This is a genomic window from Kitasatospora sp. NPDC051984 (genome assembly GCF_044593455.1).
GTDB lineage: Bacteria > Actinomycetota > Actinomycetes > Streptomycetales > Streptomycetaceae > Kitasatospora.
In genome coordinates, this window is record NZ_JBIUCB010000012.1 from 19,514 (window position 1) to 38,963 (window position 19,450).

17 protein-coding genes are annotated in these 19,450 nt (G+C 72.6%); 10 read left to right on the forward strand and 7 right to left on the reverse strand.

Translation table 11 applies throughout. The features are described from left to right. Window positions 1-32 precede the first annotated feature (32 nt). Entirely contained in the window at window positions 33-1,673 is a 1,641-nt protein-coding gene (locus ACIHEI_RS22850) for a family 20 glycosylhydrolase (RefSeq protein WP_396607876.1), read from the forward strand. Between the two features lie 7 nt (window positions 1,674-1,680). On the opposite strand, the gene ACIHEI_RS22855 is transcribed toward ACIHEI_RS22850, so the two are convergent. Next, window positions 1,681-2,625, reverse strand: coding sequence for a PQQ-binding-like beta-propeller repeat protein (locus ACIHEI_RS22855; protein ID WP_396607877.1), 945 nt, complete (start codon window positions 2,623-2,625; stop codon window positions 1,681-1,683). Window positions 2,626-2,827: 202 nt separating this feature from the next. Between ACIHEI_RS22855 and ACIHEI_RS22860 the strand changes: the two genes are divergently transcribed. Continuing rightward, window positions 2,828-3,244 carry a nuclear transport factor 2 family protein gene (locus ACIHEI_RS22860; RefSeq protein WP_396607878.1) on the forward strand — a complete coding sequence of 139 codons (417 nt, stop codon included), beginning with the start codon at window positions 2,828-2,830 and terminating at the stop codon, window positions 3,242-3,244. 18 nt (window positions 3,245-3,262) lie between these two features. On the opposite strand, the gene lanL is transcribed toward ACIHEI_RS22860, so the two are convergent. The 4 genes from lanL to ACIHEI_RS22880 form a co-directional block, all read right to left on the reverse strand. Continuing rightward, entirely contained in the window at window positions 3,263-5,779 is a 2,517-nt protein-coding gene (gene lanL, locus ACIHEI_RS22865; RefSeq protein ID WP_396607879.1) for a class IV lanthionine synthetase LanL, read from the reverse strand. A gap of 2 nt (window positions 5,780-5,781) precedes the next feature. Then, entirely contained in the window at window positions 5,782-5,943 is a 162-nt protein-coding gene (locus ACIHEI_RS22870) for an SflA family class IV lanthipeptide (protein ID WP_392952492.1), read from the reverse strand. 196 nt (window positions 5,944-6,139) lie between these two features. Further along, window positions 6,140-8,383 carry an MMPL family transporter gene (locus tag ACIHEI_RS22875; RefSeq protein ID WP_396607880.1) on the reverse strand — a complete coding sequence of 748 codons (2,244 nt, stop codon included), beginning with the start codon at window positions 8,381-8,383 and terminating at the stop codon, window positions 6,140-6,142. 135 nt (window positions 8,384-8,518) lie between these two features. Continuing rightward, window positions 8,519-9,007, reverse strand: coding sequence for a tyrosine protein phosphatase (locus ACIHEI_RS22880; RefSeq protein WP_396607881.1), 489 nt, complete (start codon window positions 9,005-9,007; stop codon window positions 8,519-8,521). Between the two features lie 348 nt (window positions 9,008-9,355). On the opposite strand from ACIHEI_RS22880, the gene ACIHEI_RS22885 reads away from it, so the two are divergent. After that, window positions 9,356-10,222: a hypothetical protein gene (locus tag ACIHEI_RS22885; RefSeq protein WP_392952501.1), complete on the forward strand. Its 867-nt coding sequence runs from the start codon at window positions 9,356-9,358 to the stop codon at window positions 10,220-10,222. 180 nt (window positions 10,223-10,402) lie between these two features. Further along, window positions 10,403-11,044, forward strand: coding sequence for a hypothetical protein (locus tag ACIHEI_RS22890; RefSeq protein WP_396607882.1), 642 nt, complete (start codon window positions 10,403-10,405; stop codon window positions 11,042-11,044). Window positions 11,045-11,053: 9 nt separating this feature from the next. On the opposite strand, the gene ACIHEI_RS22895 is transcribed toward ACIHEI_RS22890, so the two are convergent. Then, window positions 11,054-11,701 carry a response regulator gene (locus ACIHEI_RS22895; protein WP_396607883.1) on the reverse strand — a complete coding sequence of 216 codons (648 nt, stop codon included), beginning with the start codon at window positions 11,699-11,701 and terminating at the stop codon, window positions 11,054-11,056. Next, the gene (locus tag ACIHEI_RS22900) at window positions 11,698-12,759 is read right to left on the reverse strand and encodes a sensor histidine kinase (RefSeq protein ID WP_396607884.1); all 1,062 of its coding nucleotides are present in this window, start codon (window positions 12,757-12,759) and stop codon (window positions 11,698-11,700) included. Before ACIHEI_RS22900 ends, ACIHEI_RS22895 begins: the two co-directional genes overlap by 4 nt. Before the next feature lie 239 nt (window positions 12,760-12,998). Between ACIHEI_RS22900 and ACIHEI_RS22905 the strand changes: the two genes are divergently transcribed. From ACIHEI_RS22905 to ACIHEI_RS22930, 6 genes are all read left to right on the forward strand, one after another. After that, the gene (locus ACIHEI_RS22905) at window positions 12,999-13,541 is read left to right on the forward strand and encodes a hypothetical protein (RefSeq protein WP_396607885.1); all 543 of its coding nucleotides are present in this window, start codon (window positions 12,999-13,001) and stop codon (window positions 13,539-13,541) included. A 268-nt stretch (window positions 13,542-13,809) separates the two neighbouring features. After that, window positions 13,810-14,163, forward strand: a complete 354-nt coding sequence (locus tag ACIHEI_RS22910) for a DUF1508 domain-containing protein (RefSeq protein WP_387642598.1) — start codon at window positions 13,810-13,812, stop codon at window positions 14,161-14,163. Further along, window positions 14,160-14,540, forward strand: coding sequence for a hypothetical protein (locus ACIHEI_RS22915; protein WP_396607886.1), 381 nt, complete (start codon window positions 14,160-14,162; stop codon window positions 14,538-14,540). The genes ACIHEI_RS22910 and ACIHEI_RS22915 overlap by 4 nt, the downstream gene beginning before the upstream one ends. A gap of 357 nt (window positions 14,541-14,897) precedes the next feature. Beyond that, window positions 14,898-15,917 carry a PstS family phosphate ABC transporter substrate-binding protein gene (locus tag ACIHEI_RS22920; protein ID WP_396607887.1) on the forward strand — a complete coding sequence of 340 codons (1,020 nt, stop codon included), beginning with the start codon at window positions 14,898-14,900 and terminating at the stop codon, window positions 15,915-15,917. A 108-nt stretch (window positions 15,918-16,025) separates the two neighbouring features. Then, window positions 16,026-16,610, forward strand: a complete 585-nt coding sequence (locus ACIHEI_RS22925) for a hypothetical protein (protein ID WP_392952527.1) — start codon at window positions 16,026-16,028, stop codon at window positions 16,608-16,610. Between the two features lie 289 nt (window positions 16,611-16,899). Then, window positions 16,900-19,374, forward strand: a complete 2,475-nt coding sequence (locus ACIHEI_RS22930) for a hypothetical protein (protein WP_396607888.1) — start codon at window positions 16,900-16,902, stop codon at window positions 19,372-19,374. The last annotated feature ends 76 nt before the right edge of the window (window positions 19,375-19,450 follow it).

The window sequence follows — 19,450 nt, forward strand, 5'->3', positions numbered from 1 at the left end:
AGTTGACCGAGCACCACTGACAGGAGCCTGCCATGGCGACGCCGCCGGACACCGCACTCCACCGCATCCTCCCGGTGCCCCGCACCGCCGTCGCCGCCGGGGAACCGTACCTGCTGCGCCCCGGCACGTCCGTTGTGGTCGGGAGTGACGAACTCCTGGTGGCGGCCGAGGTGTTCGTCTCACGGATGGCGGCGGAGACCGGGGTGGTGCTCGGGAAGCCCGAGTTCGGCGACCCCCGTCCGGGTGCGATCTTCATCGGTGTGGACGCCTCGGATCCGAAGGTCGCGGCCGTCCCGGTGGCGGGCGGCACCTGCCCCGGCGAGGACGGCCCCGGCGCCGAACGGCACACCCTGGCGGTGGGGCCCGAAGGCATCCGGGTGGTGGGCGCCGCTCCCGCCGGCGCGCACCGCGCGCTGACCACGCTGGTCGCGATCGCCGAACAGCTGCCGGTCACCGGGGCGGGCGTCGAACTGCCCGCGCTCGCCGTCGCCGACGGCCCCGCGCTCGCCTGGCGCGGACTGGCGCTCGACGTGGTGAGAGCAACGCTTTCCGTGGAGGACGTGCGCCGGGTGATCGACCTACTGGACCGCTACAAGCTCAACGTGCTGCACCTGCACCTGACCGACGACCAGGCCTGGCGCCTGGAGATCACCGCCCGGCCGGAGTTGACCCGCGACGCCGAGCCCGGCACGTACTTCACGCAGGCCCAGTACCGCGAACTCGTCGCCCACGCGGCGGCGCGCCACATCACCGTCGTGCCCGAGATCGACATGCCCGGCCACAGCACCGCCGCGATCCTCGCCCACCCGGAGCTGTGCTCGGCGGTGCCGACGGCCGTGCCGAGCACGCCCCAGGAGCTGATGGCGAAGCTGATGGCCGGCGAGTTCCGGCCGGTGTGGCTGGAGCCCGGGCGCGAGCAGGTCTGGAAGTTCGTCGACGAGGTCCTCGCCGAGCTCGCGGCCCTCACCCCCGGACGCTTCGTGCACATCGGCGGCGACGAGCCGTTCGGGATGCCGACCGCCGACCACCGCGAGTTCGTGACCCGCGTCCGGGAACGCGTGCGCGCCCACGGCAAGGAGCCGATCGGCTGGCAGGAGACGGTCCGGACGCCGGGTGCCCCCGGCGAGGTCGTCCAGCTGTGGATCGACGAGGAGTTGGCGCCGGACCCGGACGCCCCGTTCATGGCGATGCTCCCGCCGCAGCTGGCCGAGATGATCCTCGCGTCGGCCGGCGACGCGGCAGGGGACACCGAGCTGATGGCCGAGCAGCGCGCCCGCGTCATCGTCTCCCCCTCGGGCCGCACCTACCTCGACCGCCCCTACGCGGAGGCGGTCGAGGGCGAGGACGAGGAGCGGCGCAGCCGACTCGGGCACCGGGGCTATCCGCCGGCGACCGTCGAACTGTCCTGCACCGGGCCCATCGTGGGCATCGACACGGAGGCCGGGTTCGAGGCCGCCGGGTTCGAGGCGGCGATCTGGTGCGAGAGCGTGAACGACGCCGACGACCTGTCGTTCCTGCTGCTGCCACGCCTCCCCGGCCTCGCCGAACGCGCCTGGACGGCGGGTCCGGCGCGGAGTTGGGACGATCTGCGGGTCCGGCTGGGTGCGCAGGCGCCGGGCTGGCGGCGGGACGGGTATGTGTGGTTCCCGGCCCCTACTGTTGACTGGCGCTGATCGGGCGTCAGATTCGGTACACCCGAAGGCTGTTGCGGGTCAGGGTGAGCAGGCGGCCATCGCCGAGGTCCTGGACTGCGGAGATGCGCGTGCCGAGGCGGGTGGTGGTGCCGTCGGGGTGGAGGACGGTGCCCGCCTCGGTGACGGCGGCGGCCGGGGGGAAGACGCCGTGGGCGAGGTGGAGTTGAACGTCGATCCGGTGGACGACCGTGCCGTCGGACGGGTCCACGGCGAGGGCGCCGATGCCGCGTTGGCGGCGCAGCCACAGCAGGCCGTCGGCGAGCACGGGCGCCTCGGGGAGCAGGGGGCCGTCGTGGGTGCGCAGCAACTCCGCCTCGGTGCTGTTGCGTTGGAGGACGGCGACGGACGAGGTGCCGCAGCGGACCGCGCAGCGGTCGGCGTCGAGGACGGTGAACAGCCCGCGCAGCTCGGCGTCCCGGAGGGGCTCGGGCAGCTGCCAGGACTGCTGCTCCCGGCCGGTGCGCGGGTCGATCAGCCAGGCCCGGGATCCGTTGCCGAGCAGCAGCCCGTCGCCCCACGCCACCGGCCGCTGAGTGCGGACGGGTCCGGGCGTCTGCCAGCGGAGCCGGCCGTCCGTCAGGTCGAAGGCCTGTAGGGGTGAGTAGCCGCGCCAACCGCCGGTCAGCACCACGTCGTTGGCCACGGCGAGATATCTGGTGTACCGCTCCACCTCGTCACGCCAGAGGACCTCGCCCGTGGCGAGGGAGAGGCAGCGCAACCCCTGCGAGAGCACCAGGACGCGCGGGCCGACGACCACCGGACGATCGGGCCAATCTCCCACCGGGACATCCCACTTGAGGGCTCCGTCGGCCAGGTCGAGGCAGACCAGGCGGGTGTGCCGTTCGTGCACCAGCACCGAGCCGTTCGCTATCGCCGGCTTCGAATACGCGCCGCGCTGGTGCAGCACCCGGTCCCACAGTTTCGTGACCATGTCGGTCTCCCGCCACTCGGCCGACCGCGCGGTCGGCGTGCGCCCCAGTGGCGAACCGGACAGGATACGCCACCGCTGACAGCGGGTCGACGGTGAGATGCCGGTGACCTGACGGCGGTGCGCGCCATCGTGGTCGTCAACAGGAGGCGCTGCGGCACGTGGGCCGAGGCGCTCAGGACGACGATCGGCAGGGGAGCGGGACATGGACGAGACACTGGTGGAGCGGATGCGGGCGTACCTGGCCGCAGGGCTGGCCATGGACGTCGATGCGCTCGACGCGCTCTACGACTCGGAGTTCGAGAACGTGCGGGTCGACGAGGCGGGGCGTTCGGTGGTGCTGACCAAGGCCGACTTCATGGCCCGCTTCCGCAGCCTGCGGGAACAGGGCATGCGGGTGGGCGACAGCATCGACGACGTCCGGTTCGTGGCGACCAGCCGGCACGGCGACCAGGGAACGGTCATCATGTACCGCACCGAGGGTGGCGGCGACCTGGCCCGGTACAGCTATGTGTGGCGCCGGGAGAACGGTCAATGGACCACGCTGCTGCGGGAGTTCACCTTCGAGCGGGACCTCTCCGGCCTGCTGCGGATGATGGCGGACGCGGCTGCGCGGGCCTGAAGCGGCCGGCCGTCATCGTCAGGGGAGTGGCGCAGGCTCGGTGGGGTCGGCGAGGCGGCGGAGGAAGGTGAGGACGCCCGCGGTGCCGGTGGCGTAGGGGAACGCGGGGCGGGTGAGGCCGGGGTCGGGGAAGACGGGGTGGGGCGGGGGGCCGGCGGTGCGGGTGAGGAGGAGGGTGGCGACGGTGGTGGCGGCGGCGTGGAACTCTTCGGCGGCGGGGGAGAGTTGGAGCATCAGGTTGCCGACCCCGGCCAGGCCGCAGCACTGGGTGACCAGGGGCATCCGCGGGGCGATGGCCAGGCAGGTGCGGGCGGACTGTTCGGCGAGGGTGCGGTACGTGGGGTCGGCGAGCCGGTCCGCGGCGTGGGCCAGGACGGTGCCGATGCCCGCCAGGCCGCGGCACCAGGAGCCGTAACGGCGGGTGGCCGCAGGGTGGTTGGCGGCGTCTATGATCGCGGGGGTGGCGGCGGCGAGCTGCGAGCAGGCGCGGTGCGCGTGCTCGAGGGCGGTCGGGTCGGCGGTGGTGTGGGCGTACTCGAGGAGGAAGTACGCGACTCCGGCGTCGCCGTGGGCGAGGCCCTGGGTGAGTGCGGCGTCGCCCGGGCGCGGTGAGGCGGTGGGGGCGAGGCGGGCGCGGCCGGTGGTGAGCAGGTCGTGGCAGGCGGCGGCGACGGCGAGGTGGCGGGCGCCGTGGTGGGTGTCGTGGTGGGTGTCGCGGCGGGTTTCGTGGCGGGTTTCGTGGCGGGCGAGGTGGAGGTGGCCGAGGCCGATGCCCGCGATGCCGTCGATCAGGTCGGCCTCGGGCGGGCCGCTGCCGTCGGGGCCGTGCGTGGGGAGGGCGATGGCGGGCCCGGGCGGGAGTCCGGCGGCGGTGAGGAAGAGGTCGACGCCGGTGCGGCCGGAGTACAACCCCGGTGGCAGGGTGCGGGTTTGGTGTGCGGTCCAGTCGGCGAGCGCGGTGACGGCGTCGCGGACGCCCGGGCGGTCGAGGTGGTGGAGGAGCTCCAGGCCGAGGCCCGCGCTGCCGCTGTAGAGGTCGATCGGGGTCGGGACGGCGGCGCGGGCGGAGAGTTCGGGGTCGGCGATCCGCCGGGCCTCGGCGACGCAGTACGCGGTGGTGTGGTCGAGGATTTCGGCGAGGAGGTCGGGGGAGAGGCGCGGGCCTGAAAACTTCTGGGCGGTGGCGGCCGGTTTGGCGTTGCGGAGGCGGGCCGCGCCCGCCGTGCGGGCGGTCGCGTCGAGGTCGGTCAACTCGGCGATCAGGGCGCGGACTTGCTGGTGCGCGGCGCCCGGGAGGGCGAACTCCAGGGCGGCCAGGGTGCGTTCGCGGTTGACGGCCGGGTCGGGGTCGGCGATCACCGGGTCCATTCCGGTGGCGGCGAAGTGCAGCGTCATGCCCAAGCCGTAGTAGTCGTCGGCGGGTTGAGCAGCCGTGTCGGGCCGGACCACGGGGTCGCTGTAGCCGGGGGTGGAGCCGGCGGGGCCGGTGCCGTGGACGGCGCTGGTGCCGAAGTCGATCAGGTGGCAGCGTCCGTCGGGGGCGAGGACCACGTTGTTGGGCTTGAGGTCGCGGACGACCACGCCCCGGCGGTGGATGCCGTCCAGGATGCGAAGCAGTTCGCGGGCCAGCGGGAGCACCCGGCGTGGGCCCAACTCGGCGTCGCGGTAGGGGCCGTGGGTCTGGACCTCGCGGCGCAGGTCGCGGTCGCCGCAGCTGGTCATCACCAGGTACTCGTCGTCGCGGTGCCGGAAGTAGTCGAGCGCGCGGGGCAGGCCGGGGGTGGTGACGAGCAGGTCGAGTATTGCGCGTTCGTGGCGCAGGCGGTCGCGGGTGTCGGTGCCGTGGGCGTCCTCGGCGACGTACGCCCGGGCCTGCTTGACCACCACGGTGGTGCCGGTGACCTGGTCGAGCGCGCGGTACACGTTGCCCTGCGGCTTGCGGGTGATGCCGCCGGTGACGCGGTAACGGCCGCCGCCGAAGCCCGAGTTGGTGGCGGGTGCGGGCGGGGAGAACGGGTCCTCGGCCCAGGGCGGGCAGCGGTAGGTGGTGCCGGCCAAGCCGTCGAAGACCCGGCCGTCGGGGCCGGTCATCACGGATTCGAGGCGCCCCCCGCGGCCGGTGCGGTAGTCGCCGGTGAACGGGCCGTACCGGTAGTACACCGGGGCGTCGGGGTCGAGGCGGCGGTCGCTGATGATCTGCGGGCCGAGGTGTCCGCGCAGTGCGGCGGTCAACGCGTGGGCCAGCGGCCGGAGTTCGTCCGGGGCGGGGTAGATCGTGAATGCCTTGCCGACCGAAGCGGCGTTCTCGGTACCGGAGTTGAGGGTGCGCAGGGTGTCCGGGTCGCGGGCCCACTTGGCGTGGCAGACGTGCTGCTCCAGCACCGGCAGGACGAGGGCGAGGACGGTGTGAAGCGTGCTGGGGCGAGCGGAGATGTGGAGCTTCCAACCGTGCTCCATCGCCGGCATCCGCGGATCGAGCAGGTACGACCAGATGTCGTCGGACCAGGCGCGGCGGCCGGCGATGGGCCCGGTCACCGTCAGCGGTCGCAGGCGATGCGGGTGGTGGCGGTCACCCACGGGTCGACCAGGCAGGCGGTGGGGTCGTGGTCGGCGCGGTCGTCGTCCTCGAAGAGGAGGTTGTCGTCGTCGACCAGCAGCGGGCCGGCATCGCGGATCTCGGTGAGGGTGGCAACGGGCATGTGACGCCTCCAGGTCGTGTGGTGTCTCCGGCTGCCGCCGCGGGTCGGCGGACGCCGAGGACCGCCCGGCCCGGTGGGGCCGACGTCCTGGATCACGAAGGTAGGGAGGATCGGTGGAGCTGACAAGGGGGCGGGTCGCTCCGACTTCACGGTTCGCGCACAAGCGGGGCGTGTGCAATCGGATTCGGCGATGAGATCAACTCCGCGGGGGAGGCGCTGTGTTGGAGCCTTCGGTGTCGATGTGCGGAAGCACCCGGTCCATCCACCGGGGCGTCCACCAGGCGGCGTTGCCGAGCAGTGTCATGGCTGCCGGGACCATCAGCAGTCGCACCACGGTCGCGTCGATCAGCACGCTGACGGCGAGGCCGAGGCCCATCATCTTGATCACCACGTTGTCGCTGACGATGAACGCGGCGAACACGCTGACCATGATCAGGGCCGCGCAGGTGATCACCCGCGCCGTGGTCTCCAGCGCGTGCGCCACCGCGCCGCGGCTGTCGCCCGTCACCAGCCAGCGCTCGTGCACCCGGGACAGCAGGAACACCTCGTAGTCCATGCTGAGGCCGAAGATGATCGCGAACATCATCATCGGCACGTAGCTCTCGATCGGGACCTTGCCCGCCACCCCGAGCGCCGGCCCGCCCCAGCCCCACTGGAACACCGCGACCAGCACGCCGTACGAGGCGGCGATCGACACCAGGTTGAGGATCGCCGCCTTCAATGCGACCAACGGCGCCCGGAACACCAGCAGGATGATCAGAAAAGCGAGGGCGACGACCACGGCGATGATCGGCAGCAGCCGGCTCGCCACCAGATCCAGGAAGTCCACCTGCGCCGCCGTGGTGCCGGTGACGTACGTGGCGGCGGCCGTTCCCTTGACGGCGTTCGGCAGCACGGTGTCCGCGAGATGGCCCACCAGGTCGGTGGTGTCCTCGTCCTGCGGGGCCTGCGCCGGGGTGACGGTGGTGAACAGCACGTCACCGTCGCCGCTGGTCTGCAACGGCGCGGTGCTCGCCGCGTTGGGGACGTTCGTCAGCGCCTGCTGCACGGAGGACGCGAGCGCGGGACGGTCCGCGGCCGGGACGGCGGTCTGGTCGACCACCACGGTGAGCGGCCCGTTGGAGCCGGGCCCGAACGCGGCGGACATCAGGTCGAACGCCCGCCGGTCGGTGAAGGACGTCGGGTCCGCCCCGTCGTCGATGTGCCCGAGCTGGATCGACGGCAGCGGAATCGCCAGCACCAGGACCGTCACCAGCCCCGCTGCCAGGTACCACCACGGACGGTGCTCGACCCGGCGCGCGTAGCGGTGCCACATGCCGGTCGGCGACGCGCCGTCCGGTCCGGTGCCCTCAGCGACCGGTGTGCGCACGGTGAAACGATCCATCCGGCGCCCGATCAGGCCCATCATCGCGGGGAGCAGCGTCAGCGCGCCGCACACCGCCGTCACCACCGTGACACCCGCGGCCAGGCCCAGCTTCGCCATGAACGCGATGCCCGACACCGACAGGCCCGCCAGCGCGATCACCACCGTGCAGCCGGAGATCAGCACCGCCCGGCCACTGGTCGCCACCGCGTGGCCCGCCGCCGTCGGCGGGTCCGAACCGTCCATCAGGTTCTGCCGGTGACGGGTCAGCAGGAACAGCGCGTAGTCGATGCCGACGCCCAGTCCGATCATCGTGGCAAGTGTCGGCGCGACCGTCGCGAACGTGGTCAGCGCCGCCAGCAGACCCAGCAGCCCGAGGCCCAGCACCACCGCGACCAGCGCGCTGACCAGCGGCAGACCGGCCGCGATCACGCTGCCGAAACCGATCAGCAGCACCAGCACCGCCACCGCGAAACCGATCAGCTCGCTCACCCGGTCGTCCGGCGCCGGCCGTGCCAACTCGCCCAGCGGACCGCCGTACTCGACCTGCACCCCCGCCTGCCGCAGCGGCGCCACCGCGGTGTCCACCTGCGACAGGTAGTCGTCGCCGAACGTGGTCGGATTGGCGTCGAACCGCACCGTGATGTACGCCGTACGCCCGTCCGAGGAGAGTGGGCCGCCGGGCGGCGCGCTCTGCCCCTGCGGCGGCAACGGATCCTGCGCGGACAGCACGTGCGGCAGGTGCTGGAGGGACGTCACCGCCTGGTTCACCTGGGCCTGGAAGTCCGTCAGCGGCTGGTCGTCGTGCAGCACCACCTGCGCGCTCGTCCCGCCCGCGGACGGCTCGTGCACCTGAAGCACCTCACGGCCGTTCTGCGACTGCGTACCGGGCAACGAGAAATCGTCCGAATACGTACCACCTACGGTCCGGTTGGCGATCTGGGCGCCGGCCAGCACCAGCAGCCAGCCGACGATCACCACCACCGAATGCCGGGCACACCACTCGCCCACCCGCCACAGCAACCCCCTGCGCGGAGCCGCCGATCGGCGCTCGGACCGGTTCTCCGACGCGGGCATTCGGCCCTCCCATGAGTCCACCGTCTGGGTCCATCGTCACCACGCACGGTGACCGGAGCTTCCGACGGTAGGTGGGCCCGCGCCGCCCGCGAGTGCGCGGGCGGCGCGACACGGGCAAATCATCTGAACGCCAGGTCAGGGGGAGGGCGTGAGGGAGTCGGTCCAGGCGCGCTGTTCGGCGGTGTCCGGGACGGCGAGGCCGCGGGCGCGGGCGATGCGTGCCCAGGCGGTGTCGGCGTCCAGGCCGTCGAGGATCTGCACGGATGCCGCGAGCAGGGAGGACCGGCCGATGCCCGCGCGGCAGTGGAACACCAGGTGGGCGCCGGACCGGAGGATTCCCGTCAACTCGTCGAGTGTGGGCCGTATTTGGGCGTGTTCGGGGGTGGTGAAGTCCGGGATCGGCAGGCTGTGGAAGCGGAGGCCGGCCGCGACGGCGAGTTCCGGTTCGGTGGTGAGGCCGAGTTCGGCGCACTCCGGTGCGGTCAGGGCGCTGACCAGGTCGGTGACCCCGGCGGCGGCGAGGGCCGCCAACTCGTCGGCCAGCCAGTCGCCGCCGCGCGGGCGGGCCATGGTGCTCAGGCGGCCGGGGGCGGGTCGTTCGACGGTGAACAGGGTGGGGCGCATGATATTCCTTTTGCGGCGACGGGCTTTTGCTGGCTTCGATGGTCGGAAATAGCCGTGAGGGAACGGGAGTTGGACCTGTTCCTGCGGTGGCTGGCCCGCTGCGGAGGAGCACCAGAACGGCCGGTGGCCGGGCTTGCTCGGCAAGTGCGGGTGGAGGCGGGCGGCGTGGAGAAGCTCGCGCGCCTGCCGAAGATAGCACCGGTTTGCGGGCGATGCGTGCTGGGCCGGGGTCGGCGGCCACGGATTCGGCGAAGAACTTTACCCACAGAGGGTGATGACATTGCATCAGCTTGGTGCGTGTTATCTTCGCGATCGAAACATCGGAGCAAGATCCCGAGGGGGGAGATCATGCGTCGACGCGTGATCCGTACTGCGGCGGCCGGCCTGCTGGCCGCCGCCGCCATGGTCGGCCTGGTGCCGACTGCCCAGGCCGCCGATCCGGTGCCGCCGTCGCCCAAGTGCACGCTGTCGCAGGACCCGTGGCCGGGCTCGGTCGAGCTCTACCGGGGGCACGAACTGCGGTCGGGTGACAGCCTGGTCGCCATGGACAAGGTCTCCAGCCTGGTGATGGAGGCCGACGGCAACCTGGTGCTCTACCTGCTCAACTCCACGGGCGGCCCGAAGCACGTCATCTGGAGCAGCGGCACCTCGGGCCACCCCGGCGCCTACGCCGTCCTGCAGGCCGACAGCAACTTCGTGGTGTACCAGGCCGGCGGCAGCGCGGAGACCGGCGGCGCGCTCTGGTCCTCCGGCACCCAGGGGCAGCGCAGCGGCGTCGTGCGGCTCTACCCGGGCGGCACCCTCTCGGTCGCGACCGATGGCCGGGGCTGGTCGACCTACACCTTCGAGACGCCGTCCGCCTTCTGCCCCGGGATCCCGGGGTCGCGGGGGCTGATCACCTCGGGTTCGTGGACCCAGTCCGCCTCGGTCTGGCTGGTCGTCCAGCCGGACGGGAACATCGTGATGTACCGCAAGCGCGACGACAAGGTGCTGTGGTCCTCCGGCACCTGGGGCAACCCCGGAGCCATGCTGCAGATGCAGGAGGACGGCAACCTGGTGCTCTACAAGCCCGCCGCCCAACTGACGGACGCGATCTGGTCCACCGGCACCTCGTGGAGCCCCGGCGCGTACGCCCTGCTCCAGGACGACGGCAACTTCGTCATCTACAAGCGCGGCGGCGGCGCGATCTGGTCCACCGGGACCTGGGGGCAGTAACTCCCCGCGCACGACACCGAAGAGCGCCACTCCCCGTTGACCATGCAGGGCTGCGGGGGGAGGCGTTCGCCACGCCGTCGTGCTCGAACTCCTTGTCCTCGCACGGGTGCTGGAACACGGGCGGCGGACGCGCTGCCCCATTTGCCGCCGAATGGCCGGCAACCCGGCACACTGGACCTCATGAGTTCCCCCACCAGCCACCTTCCGACCGCCCCGATCGCCGACTCGATCACTGATGGGGACGCCGTCCGGCCGCAGCTGACCGAGGCCCGGCGGGCCGAGTTGCTCGACTCGCTCAACGAGGCCGTCCGGCACCCCGAACTCTTCGGCGGTACGGCGGCCGTGGTCGAACTGCTCAACACGCTGGCCGCCGCCGACCCGGACGGCGAGCGCGGTACGGCCTGGATCGCCGACACCAACTCCCGCACCATCTCCACCCTGTTGCGCGGCAGCTTCGGCGAGGCCGACCCGCCGCTGGTCGCCTCCCAGTACGGCGAGGATGCCCACCGGCGGGGCTGGCTGCGGCTGGACCGGGCGCTGGGCGGTGAGGAGTTGCGGCAGCTGTTGGACCGGGTGCTGGACTGGGCCGAGGACCGCCGTCAACTGGCCGATGTCATCGCCGAGTTCGGTGAGCCCTCGGTGGTGTACGGCGATCCGGCGCCGGACGCCCCGAAGACCCTCGGCTATGCGAGCGAGGACCGGGACGCCCCGGTCGCCGTGTTCCACTTCGGGGCGCAGGGCGTGCTGTACGCGGTGCGGATCGGCGAGAACCCGCTCGGTGACTGGGCGCTCACCCCGGCGGGCCTGAAGCTGTTCCACTGAGCGCGGGAGTCAGTGGCGCGCGCGGTGGGCCAGCGCCCAGGCGGCGATGCCGACGCGGTTGCGGGTGGCGAGTTTGCGCTGGATGTTGGCCAGGTGGTTCTTGACGGTGCCGGGGGAGAGGAACAGGTCGGCCGCGATCTCGGCGTTGGTCGCGCCGTCCGAGACCAGCTCGGCGATCTGCCGCTCGCGCGGGCTGAGGGCCTCGCGCGGGGCCTGCTGGGAGGGCTCCGGCGGGGCGTAGTGGCGTAGCAGTCGGAGGGTCAACTGCGGGCTGATCAGGGTGTCTCCGGCCATCGCGGCGCGGATCGCCTCTGCCAGCAGGGCGGGGCTGGAGCGCTTGAGCAGGAACCCGCTGGCCCCGTGGCGGAGCGCCGTGTGGACGTACTCGTCGAGGTCGAAGGTGGTGACGACGACCACCCGGAGCGGGTCGGCGACGTCCGGGCCGGCCAGTTGGCAGGTGAGGTCCAGGCCGTCGAGGTGTGGCATGCGGATGTCCGCGAGAACGACGTCCGGCCGTATCCGGCGGGCGAGTTGGAGCGCGGTGCGGCCGTCGGGGGCGTCGGCGACGACCTGCATGTCCGGCTGGGCGTCGAGGATGATCCGGTACGCGGTGCGGATGTCCTCGTGGTCGTCGGCGAGCAGGATCCGGATGGTCACGGGGTCTCCGGGTGAGGGGTCGGGGCATGTGGGGTTTGCGGGAAGGCGGCGGTGATCTGCCAGCCGTCCGGGACGGAGCCGGCGTGGAACGTGCCGCCGAGGGCCTCGACCCGGGCGGCCAGACCCGCCAGGCCGTGACCGCCGCGCGGACGCGAACGCCGGGCGGCGGACGGGCCGTCGTTGTGCACGAGCAGCTCCAACCGGTCGCTGGTGCAGGCGAGTTCGATCCGGACGGTGCGGGCGGTCGGGGCGTGGCGGCGGACGTTGGTGAGTGCCTCGACGGCGATCCGGTGGACGGTGGCGGCGCACTCACGTCCCACCGGGCCTGCTTCGATGGCGAGTTGGACGGTCGGGCCGCCGGTGGCCGTGAACCGGGCGGCCAGCTCCGGGAGTTCGTCCAGGCTGCGGTGTGTCGTGCGGTCGGAACCGTCCTCGGGCCGGTCGGGGGCGCGCAGCAGGTCGACCGTGCGGTCCAGCGAGGAGAGGGCCTGCTGCCCGGCCTGCTCGATCCGGGCGAACAGCGCGGCCGCCCGGTCCGGTGACTGCTCGGCGAGCAGTGCCCCGGCCTGCGCCAGCGCGACCATCCCGCTGACGTCGTGGGCGACGAAGTCGTGCAGGTCGTGGGCGAGTTCGAGCCGCTGGGCGTGCCGGGCGGCGGCCACGGCCCGCTCGCGCTGACGGTCGAGCGAGTGCAGGTAGCGGCCGACCGTGCAGGCGACGGCCACCGCGAGGGCGCCGAACGCGAACAACGGCGGCTCGAAGCCGACGAAGCGCATCGGCCAGCCGAGCGTGGCCAGCGCCGGCCACAGCGCCGAGCGGTGCCGTCCGTGCCGGACCGCGAGCGCCACCAGCCCCAGCAGCGCGGCGAGTTCGACCACCCCGGCCAGCCCCACGGCGGGCGCCCCGGCACGGTACGGACCGGCCCACCCGGCGGCGAGGCTGAGCGCGACGGAGAGCGCCGCCGCCGGTTCGGTCCGTCGGGGCCGGTACAGCGCCCACGTGATCACCGCTCCGGACACCGCGAACCCCGCTGCGTCCCAAAGGAGTTCGCTGCTCATAAGCGCACTCCGGCGGGTGCTGCTGCTGTGGTGGGGCGCTCTCGCGTGTACGCGGCTGCCCCTTGGTCCCCGTTCATGTGATCACCCTAGGGGCGACCGGGCCGGGTGCGGGTGTGCCGATCGGCACATCTCCGGCCCGGGGCTTGGCCGTTCGGCATCTGCCGGCGGGGTGGGGGCGGGCAGCAGAGTCCTCGGTGCGGCCGGCGGTCGGCCGGCCAGGCACGAGAAGAGGACGAGCAGTGAGTGAGAACATGGAACCGGCACCGCGGTGGGCCGTACGGGCGGCGCGGGCGGCGGCCTGGTCGGTGGTGCCGTCGGGCCTGTGGCGGGTTGCGCTGGGTGTGGGTCTCCCGGTGGGCTTCCACGGAGACCTGGAGCGGATGTTCGGCCGTTGGATGCCCGGCTGGGGCACGGTCTACGTGCTGGCTCTGAGCGCGCTGGCGGAGGCACTGGCGTTCCTGACGATCGGCCTGGTCCGCCCCTGGGGGCGGCGGGTGCCCCGTTGGGTCCCTGCTTTCGGCGGCCGGATCTTCCCCGCCTGGGTGGCCCTGTTCCCGGCCACCCTGGGGGCACTGGCGGTGACGGCGGTGACCTGGTCCGCGGCAATGGGCCCGTGGCAGCACAACATGAGCAACCCGGACTCGCCGCACGGCCTCGCGGGCGTGATCATGACCCTGTGCTACCTGCCCCTGGTGGCCTGGGGCCCGCTCCTGGCGGCGGTCACGGTGGACCACGCCCGCCGCGCCCACAACGCGTCCAGGGTGGTCGCGGTTCGGGTCTGAGACTCCCTTGCCGATGCACCCACCGACTCGCCCTGGGCGTCCGCCAGTTGGCGGATCCCATGGCGGTGGGTGCATTAACAAGGGAGAACTTCGGGGCGAACAGAGGCAGCTCAGGAGGGATTCCGCTTCCGGACGTCGTCTGTGCACACATAGCGTTCGCGGCGTGACGATGTGCGTCCGGTTCGTGCGTGTGTGCGGGGCGGGCGGGCGTGCGGCGCCGTGGCCGAGGGCGGTCTCGGGCCGGTGGAGACCCGGGGGGTGGCGGGCGGTGCGCGGGGAGGGCCTGGGTACGGAGCGGGCGGCGAACGGGCGGTTCCAGTGGCAGTTGAAGGCGTTGAACGGGCGGGTGGTGGCGGTGTCCTCGTCCGTCTACGACTCCCCCGGGGACGCCGAGCGGGCGTTCGCCGAACTGGTGGCGCTGGGGCCGGCGTTGGTGGCGCGGATCACCCATGTGCGGGGTGGGCTGGGCTGGACCTGGGTGGTGCCGGGGGTGCGGGGTAATCCGCTGGTCAAGTCCAGTCGGGCGTACGAGCGTTACGCGACGTGCCAGAACGCGTTCCGCCGGTTCATGGCGTTGCTGGCCCGGATGGCGGAGACCGCCGCGCCCGGGGCCGGGCGGTGAGCGGCCCGCGGCTGGTGCCGGTGCGCGGTGCGGACGGACGGGCCGGATGGTCGCTGGTCGCCGCGAACGGGCGGCGGCTGGCCACGGCCGTCCGGGGCTACCGTTCGGAACCGGAACTGGCGTCCGGTGTGGCCGAGTTGCTCGCCGAGCGGGCGGCCCTGCGGTTCGTGCTCAGTCAGAGCGAGGACCGGCAGTGGACCTGGACCGCGTACCTGCCCGCCCGCAGTACCCGGGCCGGGGCGGGCGGCGGGGAGGCGGTGGCCCGCAGCGCCCGGGGCTACCTGCGGCGCGACCAGTGTCGGCAGAGCGTGACCGGGTTCCTGCGGGGCGTCGAGCACGTGCGGCGGATGTGGCGAACGTCCGGGAATCCCTGGTGAGTTGAGGTGTGCGAAACGGGCTCCCGGATGTTCACGAGGGGGGTTCGTGTTTGTCCGGGCGGTGTCGGTGGTGCGGGGGTGAAGCGGAGATGGCCGAGGTGCCCCCGTGAGCACACCTGGAGAAGAACGTGTCCATGGCGGGGAGGAAGGGTGAAGGTGCCCCAATCAGCCCTCTGGCCAGGAAAGTTGCGAGAGCGCGGCAAGGGCGGACGGCGGGGCGGGGGAGCCGGAAGAGCCTTCCGGGTGGCGGTCGGCAGCGGCGAGGATCACTCCGCCGGGAAGCCGCGGAGCTGCCCGGTACCGGACCCCGCCAGGTCCGGTCCAGCGAGGCACGATCCCCCTCGGAGGAAGAGGACCATGCGTCACACCGCTGCCAAGGCGCTCGCGGCCGTTGCGTTCACCGCCGCCCTGTCGACTGTTGCCACCGTTCCCGCCATGGCGGACCCCGCCGCTCTCCCCGCCGCGAAGGACATCGTCGGCGTGGGCTCGGACACCACGCAGGCGCTGTTCACCCAGTTCTCCACCGACTACAACGCGACCCTGCCGGCCAGCGACACCACCACGCCGCGCCTGTACAGCTGGGACGCCACCGGCACCAGCCCGATCACCCCGAAGTCGGGCGGCTCCACGATCGCCCGCCCGAACGGCTCGGGCGCCGGCATCAGCGCGCTGAACGCCACCAACAACCTCACCCTGGACTTCGCCCGTTCCTCCCGCGCCGCCCAGTCCACCGACCCGGCGAGCGACGACTTCGTCGCCTTCGCGAAGGACGCGGTCACCTGGTCCGCCCCGACCGGCGGCCTCGCCCCGGCGAACCTGACCACCGCGAACCTGGTCGACATCTACACCTGCGTCAAGACCGACTGGTCGCAGCTCGGCGGCGGCAACGGCGCCATCAAGGCGTACCTGCCGCAGAGCGGCTCCGGCACCCGCTCCTTCTTCCTGCAGGCCATCGGCAACGTCACCCCGGGTGCCTGCGTCGTCAGCGGCCCGGAGGAGAACGAGGGCACCGACTCCCGCCTGACCGACCCCGGCGCCGTCTTCCCGTACTCCGTCGGCCACTACGTGGGCCAGCTGAACGGCCACACCACCAGCACCGACAACCGCGGCACCCTGACCCTGCGCAACGTCAACGGCGTCGCGCCGCTGACCCCGACCAACACCCTGAGCCCCGCCTTCGCCGGCGGCAGCTACGGCCGCGTGCTGTTCAACGTCCTGCGGGACGGCGACTACACCGCCACCACCACCCAGGGCACCGCGCTGCGCGCCATCTTCGGCCCCACCGGCTGGATCTGCGGCCCGACCGGCCGCGCCGACATCATCAGCTACGGCTTCCTGCCGCTGCCGGGCGCCGGCTGCGGCGCGATCATCCACTGACCTTCCGCCCTGCTCAACCACCGCCGCCCGTCCCGCAGTTCACCGGGGACGGGCGGCGGCCCACGCGCCGTGCACGACGTACCCCGCACCCAGTTCGAAGGAGCCACGATGTCCCGCACGTTCGCCCGGATCGCCGCCGCTGCCGCCGGCCTCGCGATCGCCGTCACCGCCGCCTCCGCGACCACCGCCTCGGCCGCGCCCGCGGCCGGCAACGCGGTGATCCGCGAGAGCAACGCGTTCTTCCAGCAGGCCGCGCAGGCGGGCATCGTGGCCGTGCCGCTGCCCACCGCGACCGCCGGGTACGACGCGAACACCGGCCTGTCGGCGAGCTTCCCCGTCACCGACGGCTCCGGCAACCTCGCCCAGTTCTACGGGAACATCCAGTTCGGCGGAGGCCTGCTGTTCGTCGACGCGCGGACCGGCAGCGCGGTCGCCTTCCGCCAGTTGGCGTTCTCCGTCGACAACTGGCAGGTCACCGGCGTCCCGGACGGCTCCACCACCCCCGTCGCGCTGTTCGACCCGGCCGGCGACACCGTGGTCACCAAGAGCGGCACCACCCAGAACCTGTCGGCCTCCTCGCTGACGCTCGACCCGGCCGGCGCGCAGTACCTGGACGGCAAGCTGCGCACCTCGTTCTTCACCGCGGGCCAGAGCGTCGGCTCCTTCACGGTCGCCTACACGCCCGCCTCCTGACGCATCGTCACACGCGCAACTCCCGTACCGCCCGACTCAGCAGGGTCGGGCGGTACGCGCGTTCGTGAGCTGATGAAGCATCAGTTCCGTTGATTCGGGCACCAATTGGGGCCTCGTACACCTGGTGGACAGCATCCGGTCAGACGTGAATGGCCGAATATCGTCGGAGCCGCCGAACGTCGCCGCTCCGCTCCCTGTCATCCGTGCGTGCCTGCTCCGGTGCGCCGTCGCCGGAGGTGCTGTGCCGATGAGAGTCCGCCCGTCAGGGGCCAGAACCCGATCACGCCCGTTGCAGGCCTGGCTGGCGGCCGTGCTGACGTGGACGCTGGGCGCCGCGGCCGTCCTGCTGCCGCTCGGCGGGACGGGCGTCCAGCAGGCGCAGGCCGCCGCCGGTACGACCGTGCCCGGGCCGCCCCGCTGGGACCCGTTCACCTGGACGAGCGGGCCGCGCGGCTCCGTCACCGTCACGCCGACCAGCGGCCTCGGGAACCAGGTGCTGCACGTCAGTTGGACCGGATTCACGCCGACCGTGGACGCCGACTTCCAGCCCGTTCCGGTGGTGCAGAACCCGCACGGGAACTCCGGCTTCGACAAGGTCGCCCGCTACCCGGTGCGGATCTACCAGTGCCGGGGCGAGGACCCGAAGGTCACCGACTGCTACGGCTCCAGCCTGTACAACGCCGACCCCGCCAAGGGCTTCCTCCAGGAGCGGCCCGCGCCCGGCACCAACACGCCCGAGTTCCCGTCCAACATGGTGATCGCGGCCACCCGTCCGGACGGCAGCGGCGAGGCCGACATCGAGGTGTGGACCGCGCAGCAGAGCCAGACCCTGGGCTGCGACCCCAAGCACAAGTGCTCGCTGGTGATAGAGGCCAACTACGGCGGCGACTCGATCGGCGCGAACCAGTATCCGATCGGCGAGATCAACTGCGACGACCACTCGGTCGACTCCGACGGCGTGTTCAACACCGCGAGCGACAACGTGGTGGCCGTTGAGAACACCGGCGGGAAGCGCTGGGCCAGTGGCGAGGCCTGCTCCTGGGCCAACCACGTCGTGGTGCCGCTGGACTTCGGCCCCACCCCGGCGGCCTGCGTCGCCAAGAACGCCGACTTCACCGCGATCGGCCTGGAGATGGCCGACCGCGCCGTCCAGCAGTGGCGGACCGGCCTGTGCCAGGGCAACAACCCGCTGACCGTCCAGTACACCTCGGGCGGCGGCGAGCCGCAGGCCCGGTCGGCGTTCCTCGGCGGCTCCGGCGCCGACATCGCGCTCACCTCGATCCCCGACCGCAACCCGGCAGGCCGCCCGTACGTGTACGCGCCGCTGGCCAACAGCGCGATCTCGGTGGTCTTCCTGGTCGACGACGGAGACAGCCACCGGCAGATCCGCAGCCTGAAACTCAACCAGCGCCTGCTGGCCAAGATGCTGACCCAGAGCTACCGGCTCGGCACCGACGACGGGACCGACAGCGTCAAGGGCAACCCGATGTGCGTGTTCGCCGACCCCGAGTTCCTGAAGCTCAACCCGTCCGGCGCCAACGGCCCCACCTGGCCCGGCTGCCTGGCCGGCGGCACCTTCGCCGCCACCGCCCCGATCGTGGTCGGCGGCACCACCGACCTGGTCACCCGGCTGACCACCTGGATCGCCGCCGACCCGGACGCCGCCGAGTTCCTCCAGGGCGCCGCCGACCCGTGGGACGCGCACGTCAACACCAAGTACCTGCGCTCCAGTTACCCCGGCTTCCCGGTCGACGCGTTCCAGCCGCAGGACTACTCCGGCAAGAACAACTGGAAGCAGTACGAGTGGAACCCGGTGCTCGGCGGCCTCGGCCAGGTGCTGCGGATGACCCTGGAGGTCCGGCCGTCCTGCCTGAACCCCGATGAAGTCCAGGGCCAGCACGCCAAGTGCATCAGCCAGGACAACGGCAAGCGCGCCCTGTTCGCCATCATGGACTCCGGACAGGCCCAGGCGATGAGCCTGCCCGAAGCCCAACTCCCCAACCCCGCAGGCGGCTTCACCACTCCGACGATCGGCGCCATGCAGGCCGCCGCCGCCGACATGCCGCTCGACTCCGCCACCGGCACCCAGCAACTGCCGTACGGCGACGGCGACTCGGCGTACGCCAAGGACAGCAAGGCCTACCCGCTGACCATGGTCCAGTACGCCATGGTGCCCACCCGCGGCCTGCCCGAGGACAAGGCCGGCGCGGTCACCCGCTTCCTGCGCACCGTCACCGACCCCGGCCAGGGCCAGATCTACGGCCGCCAGCCCGGCGAACTCGCCGCCGGATTCGCCGGTCTGACGGACAATCAGCTGAAGGCGGCGAAGGCCGCGGCCGGACACGTCGCCACCCAGGACAGCGCCCTGCCCGGCAACCAGACCGCGCCCGGATCCGGCGAGGGCGGCAACTCCGGTGGAAACGGCGGAGGTTCGGAAGGCGGCGGCGGAAACCCCGGCGGCGGTGGCGGCGGCGCCGGTACTGCCGACGGCGCCCCCGGCGGCAGCACCCCGAGCGACAACGCCGCCCCCGGCGGCAGCGCCAAGCCCAGCGGCAGCGCCTCGCCCACGCTCGGCGCCAAGTCCGTCGGCCAGTCCGCCGCCGACCGGGCCGGCCTCGCCCGCCTGCTGCTGCCCGTGATCCTCGCCACCGGCGCCGTCCTGCTGGTCGGCGGACCCGCCGCGCTGCTCCTCGGCGGCACCCCCGCCGGCGCCGAACTCCGCCGCCGGGCAGGCCGGATCGGCGCCCGCCTGTTCGGCCGCTGATCCGTCCCGTCGGGGGGCGCCCCGCGCGCCCGCCCGACCCGCGGCAGACCGACGTCCCGCCCCACGAACCCTCACC